Raw genomic sequence first — 16,591 nt, forward strand, 5'->3', positions numbered from 1 at the left:
GGTTACAGCAATGTGGAGTTTACATTGGTGCTGAAAGATCCCGCATGAATTTTAGTTATTAAAAATTTCGAACATGTTTAGTATATGATTTTGGGCTATATATGTAAACAGATATCCTTCATATCTCAAAAGAAAAGCATCTTAAAAGATGCTTCATTAATTCTTTTTAGATTTCATAGTCAATTTGGTAGGCTTTCGCATCGGTATTGTAGTAGCCATAGGATATTTCAACAACTTCACCCTCCGCGTTTTCTGTGTGACGTTCACGACATAACACAGGTTGGTCTTCGAGCTTTAGAATCTTACGAATCATCGGTTCGACATCCACAACAACATAGAAACGGTCACTAAAATGTGCCACATCAAAGCCTTTAAGAGCAAGCCATTTGTACAATGAATTTGATTCAATTTCATTAATGGCATGTTTTATCGACATGACTGGAAAATAGTGTTCAAACGTAATGTATGGTTCACCATCCAAATAGTACATGCGTTTTAGGCACGTTGCGGACTCACCAAATGCCTCAAATAATGTGGCATTATTTTGTACATCAACAACGCCAATTTCCATAAGTTCTTTTTTCAACTCGTGCTGCTTTTCAAGAATTGAAGAAAATGAATTTGCTTTTGAGAGCCGATTGAAAAGTCGATTACTTAGAACAGTCGTTCCTTTACCACTCTTTTTCTCAAGATATCCTTCATTACTCAGTATTTCTACCGCATTACGAACTGTAATTTTACTAACAGCAAACATTTCTTCTAATTCACGCTCTGTCGGAATGTAACTGCCAACAGGATAACGGCCCGAGAGAATGTCTTTCTTAATTTGTTGTGCAACTTCTAAATACAATAATTTTTTTCTATTCACTGACATACCTCCCTCAATCCCTTAGTTTCTACAATTATAGCTTATTAACAGCTAATATACAGTATGAATGCAAATATTATGATGTTTTTGTTATTCTTCAACAATTTTTCCGATATCTTTAAGCTCGATTGAGACCCGTCCATTGATGTCGGTTTTAATATCAATTATGTTTTGGACATCCAAAATATCAAGCGGCAGGATAATTTCGATACCTGATTCCGTTCGAATACGGTGTTTTTTTATCGTTGCCGTTTTATTCATGAGTTTCAAATTAATGAGGTCCGTAACGTTATTTGCTTCAAAAGCGTTATGAATCAGCGATGCTTCGTGTTCGTCAATATCCTCAAAAATTTCCTTTAAGATTTGCTCGGGTTCAATCTCATCATACAGCTCCACGTTATCTGTAATAATTTGTCGCGCTTTGATTGTATTTGGTAATCGGTCAACATCACGCTGATCAGAAATCGATTGAATCAAGGTATCAACAACTTGAAATGACTGTTTAGAATTAGCAATCAAGGTCGTATCTAAAAAAGTTTCAATGGCATCACGATTGGCTGGCACTGCCTTAACTCGGGTATCGCCAGTTGTTAGATCGATTAAAAATCCTGCTTGAACACTTGCGAATCCACTTGGCATAATTGCGTGGTTGTATACCAATGCATTTTCAACTCCCTGAACATTTTGCGTGATTTTGATGACACCGTCTTTGCTTAGAAGTTCAAACATACCAAACCCAACAGACTCTCCTAAATCAGCAAGTACAAACACAAGATTGTTACTCGTATAGTCCATATTTTGGATATACTGTTCGAACCATTGGCGGGCTAAATCTTGCGTGGTTTCCAAGAATGGAAATTGAGTTCCGATTAGAGCTTTAAAGGGACTGCGATCGCCAATTGTTGCCCGTGTCGTTGAAGTGCTGTTTTGCATCCCTTTCACAAGTTTAAGTAAGTAGTTTTCAATTGCATGCTGATTGTTTAAGTTCAGCGGTTGTTGTGACAAAATTATTGATTTGAGATCATCATCCAATGTATGAATGATTGCTTTATTAATATCCATAGTTACCCCATTATTCTACTGTGATTTGACGCAGTTTACTGCCTTTATCAGTCTTCATTATAACAATTTGTTGCGGAATACGCTCTTTAAGTTCAGAAACATGTGAAATTATACCGACGAGACGATCGTTCGATGCTAAGTTTTGTAAGGCATCGACAGCTGATTGAAGCGACTTATCATCCAATGTTCCGAAACCCTCATCGATAAACATTGCTTCTACACTTACAACACCCGAACTATTTTGAATTACATCTGAAAGCCCCAGGGCCATTGATAACGATGCTTTAAATGATTCGCCACCGGATAACGATTTTACGCTACGACGTTTACCCGTCCAATAATCCATGACATCAAGATCTAGCCCTGATTTTTCGCGCTTGTTGCTTGCTATTTCTTGACGAACGAGTTCATATCGCTGAGCAGTCATAATCTTAAAACGCTTATTCGCCTCATGAATAATATATTCAAAATAAGCACTTTGAATATAATTTTCGAGCGTAATTTTATCACGTCCTTGAAGTTCACCATTCATGACTCGCGCTAAATCGGACACTGTTTGATATTCGTGCAGGTTCGCTTTGCTTTGTTGATACAACTTTTGAAGACTGTTATGAATTTCATCATGCACAAGATAGTCTCGCATGGAAATATTCCGTTGTTGTTGGTTGGTCTCACGGTGGGTTTTATTTTCGTTAATTGCTTCTAAAAGCACTGGTTTTGACCCTTCTTCAATTGGACTAACTTGCGATCGTAATGCCTTCAGTTCGGTTTCGACATCCCGACTATTTTGTTTATAGTTTTGAATTAGCGTTTGTTCCTGCTTGTATGCGGCTTCACTCATTAGCGTGTCTTTGTATGTTGCCAAACTGTCAAGGTGATACTCTCTCAGTAATTGATTTAACGACACGTTAAGTATTTCTAGCGCTTTATCTGTTTGTTGTATTTGGTCAACATTGTGTTTCATTGTAGTTTGAAGCACGAGTCGATCATTTTGAGTTTTCATAACTGCAGCATCATAGACGTCTACAATAGATTCAAGACGTTGTTTCGCTTCCTCGTGCATTTTTAGATGTGCTTGAGCTTCATTTAATGTATCGAAAGATACACTGCTTTTGATTGCTGAAAGTTCAGTTTTAAGCGTCGTTTCTTCTGTTTTTTTAGACTGAATTTGCTGCGTTAATGTTTCAAGCGTATGATCTAGATTTTTTTTGTCATCAAGAAGTTGCTGCTTATTCGCTATTTTCGTTTGATAAGTCGAAATCTTACTTTTTAGTGTATTAATTGTAGTAGATTGATCGTTGATTTGTGCAATAAGAGTTTCTAACAATGAATCATTGTATGCATCATAGTCCGGAATTTGGACAAGGCTTGATTCAGAATCATCACGTCGCGTCTTCAATTCCCCCAATTCCGCAAGATGCTTTTGGAATACAGTTTCTTTACTTTGACGAACTTTAAGTGCGTCTTCAACCGTTTCCTGAGTCACTAAAGCATCATGGAATTCGGCAATGTGTGGATGCTCTAGAGATCCACAAACAGGACATGGTTCACCATCTTGTAGGTCTTTAGCAATGATTCCGGCTTGATTCATAAAGAATGTCTTTTGAATATCCATGGTTACTTTATTTTGCATCTTTAATTCTTGTTCAACATCTTGAACCGCTTGTTGTTTCGCAACGAATGAAGCTTTGAGTTGCATGTTGATGCGAATCTTTTCAAGCACTGATTCAATATGTTGTTTTTGAGTATTTAATGCTTGTTGGGTATCGTGCGCTTTAATTAGCATATTTTGTTGATTCACAATTTCAGCTTCAGCCAGTGCAACTTCCTCTAAACGCTTTTGTATTTTCAAGTTTTTCAAGTTTGTTTGGTCATACGAAGCAAGAAGCTGAGTTAATGCAAGCTGATGTTTATCGAGGTTTGTCTGTAGGGTTCTAAGTGCTTCATATTTTGGCATCAATCGTTCTAATTCTTTCATTGCATAGGATCGATTTTGAATCATGGTGCGGTGGTCATCCATTTCAGTTTTTTGTGCTTCTAATACCCCTATCTTCTCGTTTACAATCATTTCTTGGTTAAGAAGTTCTTGGTACTCGTTGCTTAATTTTTGTGAAATGGCTATCGTTTCTTGATACGATTTAACGATTGGATTGACTGCAGCAACCATTGTATCGTACTGAGCTAGGTCCTTTTCATGTTGAAGCATCTGCGTGCGTTGATGTTGGAGCGTTTCATGACGTTTCGTCAGTGCATCAATTTGCTGCGTTAGTGCTTCTTGAGTATTAATTCGTGTTAAAGTGTCTTGTAACCCAATTGCTTCTGTTTCTAAACGCTGCGCACATTGCTCAAGGTCTTTGATTTCAGACTGAGTAACAGCAATATATTGACTTAATTGGCTTAGCACCGTTTGAAGATCAAAACTATCCATATCTGAAGCATCAAAACCTTTGATACGCATCAATTGGTCATGTGCTAGTTTTTGAATGCTATCCAACTCTCGTCGAACAAGAAGAGATTGCTCCTTTAATTTTTTCTGCACGGTATCATAAAGTTGCGTACTAAAAATTTTTCGAAAAATTTTACTTCGGTCGGAACTGCTTGCAGTAAGTAACGATAAAAACTCTCCTTGAGCAATCATAACAATTTGTTTAAATTGTGCTGCATCCATACCTAATAGGCTTTCAATCCTATTTTTAACGTCACTAATGCTATCGAATTGTGTACCATCTGGCATTGTTAAAACAACTGTCGGCTCTTGAGTGGTTGTGCCTTCTCCTCTTAGTTTAGGGCGTTCGTATCGTGGTGTTCGACGAATCGTATACGTTTCGTTAAAATGTTCAAACTCCAAAACTACCGCGGTTTCTATCTCTGCTGACGCATAGTCACTTCGTAAGGTATCGCGCTGGCGCATTGACCCACTCGCATCTTCATACAATGCATAGGAAATAGCGTCAAATATCGTTGTTTTTCCAGCACCAGTATCTCCAGATATAACATACAGACCATTCTGAAATTTTGAGAAATCTACTGTTGTCTGTTCTGCATATGGGCCGAAGGCACTCATTATTAATTTTTTTGGTTTCATGAGGCATCTCCAATCTCGTCTAAAAGAGAAACTACTAAGCGCTGCTCCTCATCATTTAAATCACGACCAGTCTGTTGTTCAAAAAAATCATGAACAAGTTCTAACGGTTTTTTTGATACCACTTCTTCAGCCCGTTGTAATGAACCATTATGTATGCTCAGCTGATTTTGAACTTCTAAGGTTAATGTGTTTGGATAAACACGTTGAAGACGTGTAATTGCATTATGAACAACGGTTTCATCCGTAATAATCGCATGGATATAATCTTGCGAGGTTTCGGTTTCCCCAATTTTTATGAGCTCATCAATTGGCCCTTTGATTACACGAACATCACGAAGCGGTTTAAGAGGTATTTGATCATAAACAACCGTATCATCGACAGTTACTAAGGTTACTGACTTTCGTTGTTGTGCCTCTTCAAATGCATACTTAAGAATTGATCCTGCATATCGAATTGTATCACTACCAATCCGCTGTGGTCGGTGAATATGTCCCAATGCCACATAATCAAACGCTTCAAGAATCGTAGTATTAATCGCATCGAGACCACCCAGGGTTAGTCCTGTCTCTGATTGAGCTATTTCAGGTTCACTACTACCACTCACAAAGAATTGATGACCTATCATGACGTTTTTACGATCTTTTTTGAGCTTAAGATGATCAAGAACAAATTGATACGCTTCTTGGTAATTTGAACTTTTAAAGTCTTCATAAACATTTGCAACATAGACTGGTTTAATAAATGGAATTGGATAGAAATCGACATTAGCAATTGTTATGGGATTAATCGTAGTGGTGAGATGTGTAATAACGTGAATATTCGTTCTCTCTAAGAGGCGCTTTCCTACCCCTAATCGATCATTAGAATCGTGATTTCCAGATATCACAATCGTTTCCAACTGATGACTGGCTAATTCAACAAGAAACCAATCCCATAAGGAAAAAGCCTCTTCACTTGGACTATTTTTATCATACACATCTCCAGCGATAATGAGTGCATCGACATGATGACGCTTCGCCATATCCAGTATTTGACGTAAGATGTATTTTTGATCTTCGATTAAAGAAACTTGCATTAAGCGTCTTCCTATATGTAAATCAGCACAATGTAAAAATTTCATGTTTCACCTCGGTTTAATATCTTTATTGTATCAATGTTTTAATCGTTCTCAAAGGAATAACAGCGAAGTGTCGTATAGTTTTGGTATTTCATCATCTTTAGCTAAATTAGGGTCAAAAAAAAGAAAGCAATTAGCTTTCTATGCTTTCTTTATTGTTGGGTTCGAATACGCCGCGGTACTTGATGTGCTTCAACCAAAGACCATTGTGTTAAAGTATCATCTACAGTTTCTACTTTGAGATAACTATGACGATCAATTTGGCCTTTTGATTCGAAACTAATAATTTTTTTATCCCCATCAGAGCTTTCAACTTCCAATTGATATTTAAAATTACCATTTGCAAGTTGAGAGATTTCAGCGTGTTCAGTCGATCCATATGCAGTGCGATAGTCTTTTTTGAATTGATCTTTCAGCAAGAACGCGACACCTACGAAAACAACTGCAACAATCAAAATTCTTTTAAGATTTTTGGTCATACCGGTTCTCCTTTATCTACTGCTATCTTACGCATTTTTAGACTAAACACCCATCGAATTCCAGAACATCTGACTTACAATATTGTCACACAAAAAGAGAAACGACCGTGTCATTTCTCTTTCGCATCAATTTAAAACGACTTACTTACCAAACACATTAAGCCAGGCTTGAAACAACAAGTATGATGAAATTGCTCCTGGATCTGTTGAATTCGCAATTGTTGTGACGTGTTCCACTAATTCATATTGCTTAGGAATCGCGACCTCTAAAACATCTCTGTTCGCAAAATGCCGCCACACTTTAAGCATCGGATGGTCACGAGGTGTCTGTCCACGTTTCGCAATCGCCTCATATCCTGAGTGAAACATCTCACTTGAAGGATCAATAGTATGCAATGCCATAGCATTAAATGCTGCACCATACAAGGGACCACACACTCCATCTAACTTCGCTAGCAAGGTCAACCCGACTTGCTTCATAAATTGCGAAGGGTCGGAATATGGACGCCGCTCCATCATTTCTAAAACAGCCTCTGATCCTTGTATGACATTAGTGCCATGATCACCATCACCGCTCATTGTATCGTAGTAATTTAAAAGTTCTTCGTTATCTTCTATCAATGCATTAAATTCCTGGATCCATAATTCGTACTGCTCTAATTCCATTATATTCTACACCTTTCTAATTTGATTATTACCGAATGCGTAATGCATCATTTTGAGATACGTAAACGCCCTTATAACGCAACTGAATCATGTTCTGTCGCACCTTGACTTCTACGTGTTATACCCATGGACCTTACAACAGCTTCATGCCATCCATTTATCATTACTTTGCGCGTTTCATAAGATATTTCAGGGTGCCATTCTGTGTTCATCACGGTTTGATTTTGTGCGCATTGATCATTTCCAAACAACCCAGTTGCATAACCCGCTAAGAAAGCCACACCGACGACAATGGCTGTATCTTGGTCAATGCATCTAATTATCGTGCCTGTCAGATTTGCCATAAATTGCATAAGAAAACTATTATTTGTCATTTTTGAACTAACATTTAACGTTGTCAAGGCCCCGCCCCAATCAGACTCCATTCCCTGAATAATATCATAGGACTGGTACGCAATTGATTCGAGTGCGGCACGAATAATATGCTCTCGTTTTGATGCACGGGTTAATCCCAATATATTTCCTCGAACTGGTTGATTGTTGCCAATCCGTAGCGCGTAGGTTTGTTTGGGAATAACATAAATACCGAGCGTATCTTCGACTTTCGTGGCAAAAAATTCTAAATCATCAGTTTTTTGAATAAGACCCAAATCTTGAAGTAACCAATGATTAACAACGGTGTCTGGCACGGTACTTCCTTCTAATGCATAGTTAACGTGGTTGTTGATCCCCATCGCTATCGTTGTATTTAAACCATGATTGCTGCGAATTAGTTTTGATCCTGTATTCATTATTAGTGAATTCCCTGAGTTATATGGATAACTGCCACTCGATCCTAAAAATGTTTGCCCAAGCAAAGCAGCTTGGTCGTTACCTATGATTCCAGTAATTGGAATCGTCGTGTTTTGGATCGTTGCATACCCATACATACCTGAACTATTTTTGACATCTGGAAGCATTTTACGTGGAATATCAAATATTTGAAGTAATGCATCGTCCCATGCAAGTGATGTAATGTTAAATAGCATAGTGTGGGCTGCATTCGTAACATCTGTTACATGTACTTTTTTGTGTGTTAGCTTATAGACAAGCCAGGTGTCAACAGTACCAAACAACAACTCTCCTTTTTCAGCACGAAGACGAGCTCCTGGAACATTATCCAATATCCATTTGATTTTTGATGCAGCATAGAGACTGTCAGGCGATAAACCTGTAGCCTCGTAAATGTGTTTCAAGATATTTTTGCCAAGCCGATGTAAGAAAATGTGTGATGTGACGTCATCGGTTGAAACAATTGCGTTGTATATTGGTGCCCCTGTATTTTTGTCCCAAACAAGCATAGTTTCCCTTTGATTTGCAATTCCTATTGCCGCTATAGACTTTATATCAATGCCCTGAGTCAAAACATCCGCTATCACTTGCATATGCGATTCCCAAATCACTTCTGGGTTGAGTTCGACCCGATGTAAATGAGAATAGATTGGTGATATTTCAACAGACGCAGATGCCACAATCTCTTTATTTTGATTAACAACAACCGCCCGTGAATGTGTTAACTCATGATGTAATACAACAATGTTTCGTTCCATAAATCTCCTTGGTTTTATCAATACGATACGGTAATTTGTTCAGAAGGTTTCATCAAAGTATTATGTGTGCCTACCCATATCGATGGTAGCGCTTTCTTGTTGCCTCATAATATCATAAATTAAGCAATTGTTTGTGACAGATGACTTATTCACATAAACTTTACAAAACTATCACATTTATAAAAACTACAAGTTCAAATCGTTTCGATCCCCGCATCGATAAAGTCAGATAAAAAAGAGGATGCTTGCGCACCCATAACTTTATTCACCGTTATTTTAATCTAACATTCAAACCGCTTAATTTATCCGGCAATCAAATAATCATTCTATTTCCAGTTTAAAGTACTATGTAAGGTTCGATCGAGTATTACGGTTTGAGATTTTTTGAACCCAATATCCAATACAAAGTCCTGCAATCATAAAATTCAACCACCCTAACCCAATTGACGCTAGTGGAACATATGTCTGATATGCGGTGAATAACGGTTTTAGAAATTCTTGACTTGCAAGAAACGGTAATTGCATCATTGTTTCAAACATAGCTACCACAACCATTACGCCAAGCATCATATTAATCACACGTTTCTTATCTAAAAATTTTGTAAAAAGCAACCCCATGATGACATGCATAATCGCTAAAGGATAAATAAAATTTAGAACCGGAATCGATAGTTGAATGATTGCTTCAAGCCCCACATTTGAAACTAAGAAGCCAGCACTAGCAATCACAACTGCCATTATTTCATAGGATACTTTCGGAATAATTGAGGAAAAGTAACGAGCACAACTCGTTATAAGACCGACGGCTGTGGTGATACACGCAAACGTAATTGTAATTCCAAAAAATATCAATCCAGCACTCCCAAAATAGTAATGAAATAATTGCCCTAATGCAATCCCACCATTCGAAGCGACAGGTAAAACATTTAAAGATGACGATCCAATCAAGAGAAGCATTGTGTAAATAAAAATCATCGCCCCACCCGAGATCAAAGACGCATATACAACATTTTTAACGAGTGATGATTGTGATTCTGGGTGGTTTTCTTTCGTTGATTGAACGATAACAAACCCAAACGATAGAGCCGCAAGCACGTCCATGGTTTGATACCCCATTTGAAACCCTGTTAGAAATGCCGAGGTTTCATAGGTTCCTGAAGGTAGCGTGTTCGATGCACTCCCTAATGGATTCATCATAAACATGATGAAGAAAACTACTAGAAAGATTAGAAAAAGTGGATTAATGATCTTTGCAACCCAAACCTCAATTTTAGAGGGTTTAATTGCAATTAGTAATGCACCGCCAAAAAATAAGAACGAGTAAACAAGCATACCTAATTGATGGTTAGCCTGAGGCATGAGTGCTTTAATCGCAACCTCGTAGGGCACTGTTGCCGTTCGAGGTAACGCGAACATTGGTCCGATTGTTAGGAGTAGCAAAATGGTAAACATACGCGCATATCGCCTTCCGTATGGTTGTAGCATGTCTTCTAGACTATCTGCTTTTGATCGCCCACAAACAATTACTCCTAGACTTGCCAACCCCACTGCAGTGAGTATGAAACCAAAACTTGATTGGGCAATATTTGAACCTGATAACTGGCCAATATTAACTGGAAAAATCAGATTTCCTGCTCCAAAAAATAAACCAAATAAGAGTGATGCAAGAACGATGCGTGATTTCATCCGTGTTAATACTGTTTGCTTCATAAGAATCTCCTTCAATTTTTCATTATCTTATCGCACATGTAACATGCTTTCAAGTATTTTCTGAATATACTTTCATCATTGGCCTATAATGCATCAAAAATACATATATAGACAAAAAAAACAACAATTTTCATGTTGTTTGAATTAACTTATTGGCGCGCTCGACAGGAGTTGAACCCATAACCTCTTGAGCCGTAATCAAGTGCTCTATCCAGTTGAGCTACGAGCGCATCACTTAAGGCTTAGTTATAATACCACCAACACCTTAAGAGTGCAACCCATTTCAGCCAATTACTTGATTTTATACAAAATTTAGACGTTAATACATTAAACGAAATGTGTTCTTACCATCCATCCATGCGATACAAAATTCTTGCATTCATTTTCTGATTTCGCTACTATTGGAAATAAGAGGTTTATCATGAAAAATAACAAACATATATTTATTGTATTAACTGCTTTATCGTTTATCGCTGCATTTATTAGTGTCTTAGGTATTTTTGAATTCGGTGACATGTTCATCTCATTTATGAGTGGAAATAGTGCACGACTGGGAATTCATATCGCAAACGGCCCTATTAAAGAAGTTGTCTTCTATACAGGTGCACTGACATTTTTTATGTTTGGTGTTTTTGTCGCGAACATTCTCGTTCCTACATTAGATGCTTTAGGTATGATCCAAATCATGCTTATCGAATGTGTCTTACTTAGTTTATCGCTTGTCATGGATTCAGTCCATGATTCGCTCCCTAGTTTTCTGTTGCTCACCTTTGCGATGGGCATGCAAAACCGACTACAATTCGCAATAAATGGATTAATCTTGGGTAAGGGTTACATGACTGGGGTACTTTATGCAATTGGCACAACGCTTGCACAATGGACTCGCAAGGAAAAATCAGGCATCGATGTTTTGATTATTGCATCAACGTGGATAGCATTTCTAAGTGGCGCAGTATGTGGAGCACTCAGTCTTTGGGTCGTCGATGATTTCTTCTCCTTAATCTTCCCGATTATCTTCATCATGACATTAGTGCTTTATGTTCGCGCACACTTCGATAGCATTGAAACCTCACTCAATCCAAAATTATAAATTTTCACACTTAAAAAGTCACATTCGAGAATGTGACTTTTATTTTAAATGTGGGTATGAATCGTTTGTTGCGTTTCAAAGGCTTCGAATACTGTTTCGAGAAGCACCATCACGCGCATGACTTCCTCATTCGCAACGTATGGCGTTGCAGTCCCCGCCACAACCGCTGCAAAGTTATCGTAAAACGTTGTATCCAATGTCAACGGTTCAGGAAGTGGCTTTCGCTCTAATGACGCTTCACGAAGCGGTGCCATCGTTTTTGTAAAACCTGCACCCGCACGAATTGGTTTTGGTGGTACATGATCAACATTAGCGCGCAATAGCACCATTTCACCATTTCGATTCCAGTCATGGATGACCGCAGTTCCCGTTAACCCTTTGACATACCACCGTGGTAAAGTAATGAAATTAGTCGTTGCAACCTCGATGTGCGCTCGAATACCATTTTCAAAAATAAGTTGAGTTACAAATCCATCATCAGAATCATGACCCAAAACAAACGATAAATCGCTAGAAACCGACATAACTGGGCTCTTTATCATCATGAGAAGTTGATCAAAGACATGAACACCCCAATCATAGACCATTCCGCCACCATGGACTGCTTCACAACGCCAGTCACCTGGAATGCCATTGCCACCATGAATTCGTGATTCAATATGAAAGACATCACCAATCTCTTGGTTTTCATAAATATTTCGAATGATTAAGTAATCATCATCCCAACGACGATTTTGGTGAACCATAAACGTGCGCTCCATTGCCTTAGCAACAACCATGATTCGTTCTAAGGAAGCTGCTGTTAATGTAACAGGTTTCTCACAAATAACGTGTTTCCCCGCTTGCAGTGCTTGAATCGCAATATACTCATGATAATCGTTCGGTGTTGCAATAAGAATTGCATCAACGCCATCATCATCAAGGACTGTTTCAAAAGTTTGGTACATAATAAATCCATCCAACCCTGCCTTCTCAAGGTTATCTGGGTCCGTATCATAGGCACCGACACATTGAACATGTCGTGTTTGAGAAATTAAATCTTTTGCATGATGACGTCCCATGCCACCATAGCCAATAATTACTAAATTTAACATTGTACACTATCTCTCCTGTGTTAGATTACTTCGAGTGCTTGTCGGTTTCCGAATGCACGATGAATTTTGGGTGTGGGTGTTACCCATTTGACCCCATTTCGAATAATTGATTGAATATGGGGATCATAATACGTTGGGTAGGTTTCATGACCGGGTCTAAAATAGAATATTTTGCCATGCCCACGTGTAAATGTGCATGCACTTCGGAAAACTTCGCCCCCTGTAAACCATGATACCATTAAAACATCATCAGGTTTGGGAATATCAAAGAATTCACCATACATTTCTTCATTTTCCAGCTCAATATATTCGGGAATTCCACGCATTATAGGGTGAATTGGATCAAGAACCCATAATCGTTCCTTTTCCCCTGCTTCACGCCATTTCAAATCACAACTCGTTCCCATGAGTCGCATAAACAGCTTCGACATGTGCCCTGAGTGCAACACAACAAGTCCCATACCATTCAAAACTTGATTTTTAAGCATTGTCACGATATCATCTGAGACTTTATCGTGTGCCAAATGTCCCCACCACAACAACACATCAGTATTTTTCAAGATTTCGCGAGATGCGTCTGTATCGTGATTTTCGAGTGTAACCACTGAAATCGTGTCGTTTTCGTGTCTAAGCATTTCTGCAAGCACAGTATGAATACCCTCAGGGTACACAGCTTTTACAGCATCATGTGTTTGTTCATGTATAAATTCATTATAAATTGTGATGTTCATTAGACCCACCACATTTCAGCAGATGCATCATGTATCATGACTGCCTTGGTATTCTTAACGGCACGTGCAAACCCTTCTTCAATTGACATGAGTGGGTCCTCGTGTTCAATGCTTATTGCACCATCATAACCATAAATCCGTAAATGACTCATCATATCTGACCAAATTTTCAAATCGTGACCACACCCTACACTTCTAAATGTCCAAGCTCGTGTCGTAACATCACCATACGGTTGCATATCTGTTACACCATACATGTTTATATTATCTTGATCCATATAAATGTCTTTGGCATGGAAATGGACAATGGCAGATTCTCGACCGAGTATTTTAATCGCCGCTACTGGATCAATGCCTTGCCACCACATGTGTGATGGGTCAAAGTTTACACCAATATATTCAGATGTTGCATGACGAAGTTTCAATGCCGTATAGGGACTATGTACTGAAAATCCGCCGTGCATTTCAATGCCAATTTTAACATCTAAGGATTCGGCTACTTGCGCAATGTCTTTCCAATATGGAATTACTTTCGTTTCCCATTGCCACTTATATATTTTCTGATATTCAGTGGGCCATGATAATGTAGGCCAGTTTGGATAGCTTGCAGTTTCACTGTCCCCTGGGATTCCTGAAAATGTGTTTACAACAGGAACGCCTAGAAGATGTGCGAGCTTCAAGGTGTCACGAAGTGTTTTATCGGCCAATTCTGCCTCTTCTCGATTTGGGGAAAGTGGATTGTTATGGCAACTCAGTGCACTAATCGTGATGTCGTGGTCCGCAAACTTTTGAAGATAATCTTGACGTGCCTTTTCACTTTCTAAAAGATGGTTAACAGGACAGTGATGACTCCCTGGATTACCACCACTTCCTATTTCTAGCACACTTAATCCAGCTTGCTGAGCGCGAATCAGTAGTTCATCTAATGATAAATTTGCAAAAAGCGGTGTAAATACGCCTAATTTCATTGTGTGTCCTCCTCAAAATATACAGGCTTACCTGTGCTTGCTGATGTATAGATGGCTTCAAGTATTTCAGTTACAATCAACGCCTCATACGGATCAACGACTGGTGGTGTATCCATAGTGATAGCATCAATCCATGCCCGTGCCTCTAGATATCCCGGCTCTGTTCCTTTACTATCGTAGAAATCAACGCCCCCAATTTCGAAATCTATATTTTTTTGATAAAGGGCTCCGTATTCCTCACCGTTGAGTCGTAATCCTTGTTCCATATCTGCACCCATCTTGGTTCCATAAAGAGATGTTTTTGCCTCTCCAACATCTAATGTGTTCAAAGCCCAACTCGATTCCAGGATAATAGTTGCACCATTCTCCATTACAACGAACCCAAATGCCGAATCCTCGACGGTAAATTGGGTTGGATCCCATGATCCCCACGCATTCGCAGCATCGGGTGTTTGACTTAGTTCATGATAAGTTGTTCCGACCGCATACTTTGGCTTATAGTTATTCATCATCCACAACGTTAAATCAAGTGCATGTGTTCCAATGTCGATTAGCGGTCCGCCTCCTTGAGCTTCCTCATCTAAGAACACACCCCAAGTTGGAACAGCACGGCGGCGGATTGCTTTGGCTTTCCCCAGATAGATATGTCCCAATTGATTTTCTTGTGCAATCTTTTTTAAGAACATGGAATCGCTACGAAAACGATTCTGATAGCCGACAGTTAATTTCTTATCATTACGCTTTGCTGCAGCAATCATTTCACGAGCCTCAGATGCGTATTTGGCCATCGGCTTCTCGCACATGACATGCTTTTTGTGATCCAGCGCTGCAATTGTGATAGTTGCATGGGTGTTGTTTGGTGTTAAAACATGAACAACATCCAATGGCTCCGCCAATAAATCTAAATAATCGGTGTATACACGTGCATCCGGTGTTCCATATTCGTCTTTTGCTTTAGTCGCTCGTTCGACGTCAAGATCACAAAATGCGACAAGTTCCACATCATCCAATAATTTTAGATTGGGTAAATGTTTCCCAAAAGCAATACCACCACAACCAATAATACCTATTTTAATCATAATTCGCTCCTTTTGATCGCTGATTCTTCGACACGATCTTGAATGTTTTTTCGATACTGTAAGGGACTATCCATTACATGTTTGCGAAACACGCTATGAAAGGTCTTAACACTTTGAAACCCCGATTCAAATGCAACCTCAGAAATACTCCAGTCTGTTGTAACTAAATACCATTTAGCGCGATTGATTCGGAATTCATTCAGAAATTCTACAAAGGTTTGACCGGTATGCTTCTTAAAAAATCGTGTAAAGTAATAACTGTTATAACCAATATGATCCGAAACACGTTCGAGAGAAATATCATGGTCATAATGTGCCTCAATGTAACGGTAGACACGATTCAATTTATCCAAAACATCTTGATTCTTGATACTTGGTGCCAATATATCTGAGCCACTTTGTTTTAATGGGAAGTTTCGAAATGTATTAACATAAAATCCGTAGAGTAATTCTTGGATGCGGAAACGAAATGCAATATCTTTCGATTCGATTTCATGCCCAATTGTGGCAATAAAATGATAAATTTGTTCGCGAATCGTTTGATTCCAATGAATACTATAGGGTTCAATTAAGTTCAAATGCTTAACGAGGTCACTGGCAGATGTTTCGTGAGTGAAAAACGTTGGATCAATTTGCACTACCAAACGAACGCTTCCTGGTGAGCTCAAAAAATAATGGCTTATTCCACTATTAACGATATAAATATCTCCTTTTTCAAGGGTAAAGACATGTTCTTCGACACCTAAGTTAAGGATTCCTTCTTGAACATAAATGAGTTCAATTTCTTGATGCCAATGTGGTGCAGTTAAGACACGGCCTTCATGACGATAATACATAACCGGAAGATCGTGTTCAAAGATTGGACGTTCTAAATATTTAATCATGCTATCCCTCACTTCTATGTTTATCATACACCACCAAGTAAGCGGATACATCACACTTCGTTACACATTTGTCTTATATATTGACTTTCTTAGACAAAGTGCCGAAATTCGATATCCGTGAAATTGCGGTTGTATCTCAAAGAAATAGGTTTATAATTTTACATAAGA

General features: G+C 38.6%; 14 protein-coding genes and 1 tRNA gene. 1 reads left to right on the plus strand and 14 read right to left on the minus strand.

Annotation, left to right across the window (positions count from 1 at the left end; translation table 11 throughout):
* Window positions 1-166: 166 nt before the first annotated feature.
* From GVV20_RS01395 to GVV20_RS01435, 9 genes are all read right to left on the minus strand, one after another.
* On the minus strand, window positions 167-868 hold the full coding sequence (locus GVV20_RS01395; protein ID WP_159741032.1) for a GntR family transcriptional regulator: 702 nt from the start codon (window positions 866-868) through the stop codon (window positions 167-169).
* Window positions 869-958: 90 nt separating this feature from the next.
* Window positions 959-1,930, minus strand: coding sequence for a nucleoid-associated protein (locus tag GVV20_RS01400; RefSeq protein WP_159741031.1), 972 nt, complete (start codon window positions 1,928-1,930; stop codon window positions 959-961).
* A gap of 10 nt (window positions 1,931-1,940) precedes the next feature.
* A complete protein-coding gene (locus GVV20_RS01405; RefSeq protein ID WP_159741030.1) occupies window positions 1,941-5,015 on the minus strand; it encodes an AAA family ATPase in 3,075 nt (1,024 codons plus the stop codon).
* Complete coding sequence (locus GVV20_RS01410; protein WP_159741029.1) at window positions 5,012-6,136, minus strand: exonuclease SbcCD subunit D; 1,125 nt, start codon at window positions 6,134-6,136, stop codon at window positions 5,012-5,014. Before GVV20_RS01410 ends, GVV20_RS01405 begins: the two co-directional genes overlap by 4 nt.
* 149 nt (window positions 6,137-6,285) lie before the next feature.
* Window positions 6,286-6,612, minus strand: a complete 327-nt coding sequence (locus tag GVV20_RS01415) for a DUF1093 domain-containing protein (RefSeq protein ID WP_159636180.1) — start codon at window positions 6,610-6,612, stop codon at window positions 6,286-6,288.
* 141 nt (window positions 6,613-6,753) lie between these two features.
* Entirely contained in the window at window positions 6,754-7,278 is a 525-nt protein-coding gene (locus tag GVV20_RS01420) for a DAK2 domain-containing protein (RefSeq protein ID WP_159741028.1), read from the minus strand.
* Between the two features lie 71 nt (window positions 7,279-7,349).
* A complete protein-coding gene (locus GVV20_RS01425; RefSeq protein WP_159741027.1) occupies window positions 7,350-8,867 on the minus strand; it encodes an FGGY family carbohydrate kinase in 1,518 nt (505 codons plus the stop codon).
* Between the two features lie 345 nt (window positions 8,868-9,212).
* On the minus strand, window positions 9,213-10,577 hold the full coding sequence (gene brnQ / locus GVV20_RS01430) for a branched-chain amino acid transport system II carrier protein (protein ID WP_159741026.1): 1,365 nt from the start codon (window positions 10,575-10,577) through the stop codon (window positions 9,213-9,215).
* A 153-nt stretch (window positions 10,578-10,730) separates the two neighbouring features.
* A tRNA-Arg gene (locus tag GVV20_RS01435) sits at window positions 10,731-10,807 on the minus strand.
* Window positions 10,808-10,998: 191 nt separating this feature from the next.
* On the opposite strand from GVV20_RS01435, the gene GVV20_RS01440 reads away from it, so the two are divergent.
* The gene (locus GVV20_RS01440) at window positions 10,999-11,667 is read left to right on the plus strand and encodes a YoaK family protein (protein ID WP_159741025.1); all 669 of its coding nucleotides are present in this window, start codon (window positions 10,999-11,001) and stop codon (window positions 11,665-11,667) included.
* Window positions 11,668-11,711: 44 nt separating this feature from the next.
* Here the strand turns inward: GVV20_RS01440 and GVV20_RS01445 are convergent, their stop codons facing one another.
* Genes GVV20_RS01445 through GVV20_RS01465 form a run of 5 tightly spaced genes read right to left on the minus strand, consistent with a single transcriptional unit; the run spans window position 11,712 to window position 16,423 of the window.
* Window positions 11,712-12,761: a Gfo/Idh/MocA family protein gene (locus GVV20_RS01445; protein WP_159812629.1), complete on the minus strand. Its 1,050-nt coding sequence runs from the start codon at window positions 12,759-12,761 to the stop codon at window positions 11,712-11,714.
* A gap of 20 nt (window positions 12,762-12,781) precedes the next feature.
* Entirely contained in the window at window positions 12,782-13,492 is a 711-nt protein-coding gene (locus GVV20_RS01450) for a ThuA domain-containing protein (protein WP_159741388.1), read from the minus strand.
* The gene (locus GVV20_RS01455) at window positions 13,492-14,460 is read right to left on the minus strand and encodes a sugar phosphate isomerase/epimerase family protein (RefSeq protein WP_159741387.1); all 969 of its coding nucleotides are present in this window, start codon (window positions 14,458-14,460) and stop codon (window positions 13,492-13,494) included. Before GVV20_RS01455 ends, GVV20_RS01450 begins: the two co-directional genes overlap by 1 nt.
* A complete protein-coding gene (locus tag GVV20_RS01460; protein WP_236261746.1) occupies window positions 14,457-15,539 on the minus strand; it encodes a Gfo/Idh/MocA family protein in 1,083 nt (360 codons plus the stop codon). Before GVV20_RS01460 ends, GVV20_RS01455 begins: the two co-directional genes overlap by 4 nt.
* Window positions 15,536-16,423 carry a helix-turn-helix transcriptional regulator gene (locus GVV20_RS01465; protein ID WP_159741386.1) on the minus strand — a complete coding sequence of 296 codons (888 nt, stop codon included), beginning with the start codon at window positions 16,421-16,423 and terminating at the stop codon, window positions 15,536-15,538. Before GVV20_RS01465 ends, GVV20_RS01460 begins: the two co-directional genes overlap by 4 nt.
* Window positions 16,424-16,591: the final 168 nt, after the last annotated feature.

Source organism: Erysipelothrix aquatica (assembly GCF_009828775.2).
GTDB lineage: Bacteria > Bacillota_I > Bacilli_A > Erysipelotrichales > Erysipelotrichaceae > Erysipelothrix > Erysipelothrix aquatica.

Coding starts and splice junctions, on each gene's coding strand:
- GVV20_RS01455 (WP_159741387.1), bottom strand. CDS start 14,460: ATGAAATTAGGCGTATTTACACCGCTTTTTGCAAATTTATCATTAGAT.
- GVV20_RS01460 (WP_236261746.1), bottom strand. CDS start 15,539: ATGATTAAAATAGGTATTATTGGTTGTGGTGGTATTGCTTTTGGGAAA.
- brnQ (WP_159741026.1), bottom strand. CDS start 10,577: ATGAAGCAAACAGTATTAACACGGATGAAATCACGCATCGTTCTTGCA.
- GVV20_RS01405 (WP_159741030.1), bottom strand. CDS start 5,015: ATGAAACCAAAAAAATTAATAATGAGTGCCTTCGGCCCATATGCAGAA.
- GVV20_RS01410 (WP_159741029.1), bottom strand. CDS start 6,136: ATGAAATTTTTACATTGTGCTGATTTACATATAGGAAGACGCTTAATG.
- GVV20_RS01450 (WP_159741388.1), bottom strand. CDS start 13,492: ATGAACATCACAATTTATAATGAATTTATACATGAACAAACACATGAT.
- GVV20_RS01415 (WP_159636180.1), bottom strand. CDS start 6,612: ATGACCAAAAATCTTAAAAGAATTTTGATTGTTGCAGTTGTTTTCGTA.
- GVV20_RS01425 (WP_159741027.1), bottom strand. CDS start 8,867: ATGGAACGAAACATTGTTGTATTACATCATGAGTTAACACATTCACGG.
- GVV20_RS01400 (WP_159741031.1), bottom strand. CDS start 1,930: ATGGATATTAATAAAGCAATCATTCATACATTGGATGATGATCTCAAA.
- GVV20_RS01465 (WP_159741386.1), bottom strand. CDS start 16,423: ATGATTAAATATTTAGAACGTCCAATCTTTGAACACGATCTTCCGGTT.
- GVV20_RS01445 (WP_159812629.1), bottom strand. CDS start 12,761: ATGTTAAATTTAGTAATTATTGGCTATGGTGGCATGGGACGTCATCAT.
- GVV20_RS01420 (WP_159741028.1), bottom strand. CDS start 7,278: ATGGAATTAGAGCAGTACGAATTATGGATCCAGGAATTTAATGCATTG.
- GVV20_RS01440 (WP_159741025.1), top strand. CDS start 10,999: ATGAAAAATAACAAACATATATTTATTGTATTAACTGCTTTATCGTTT.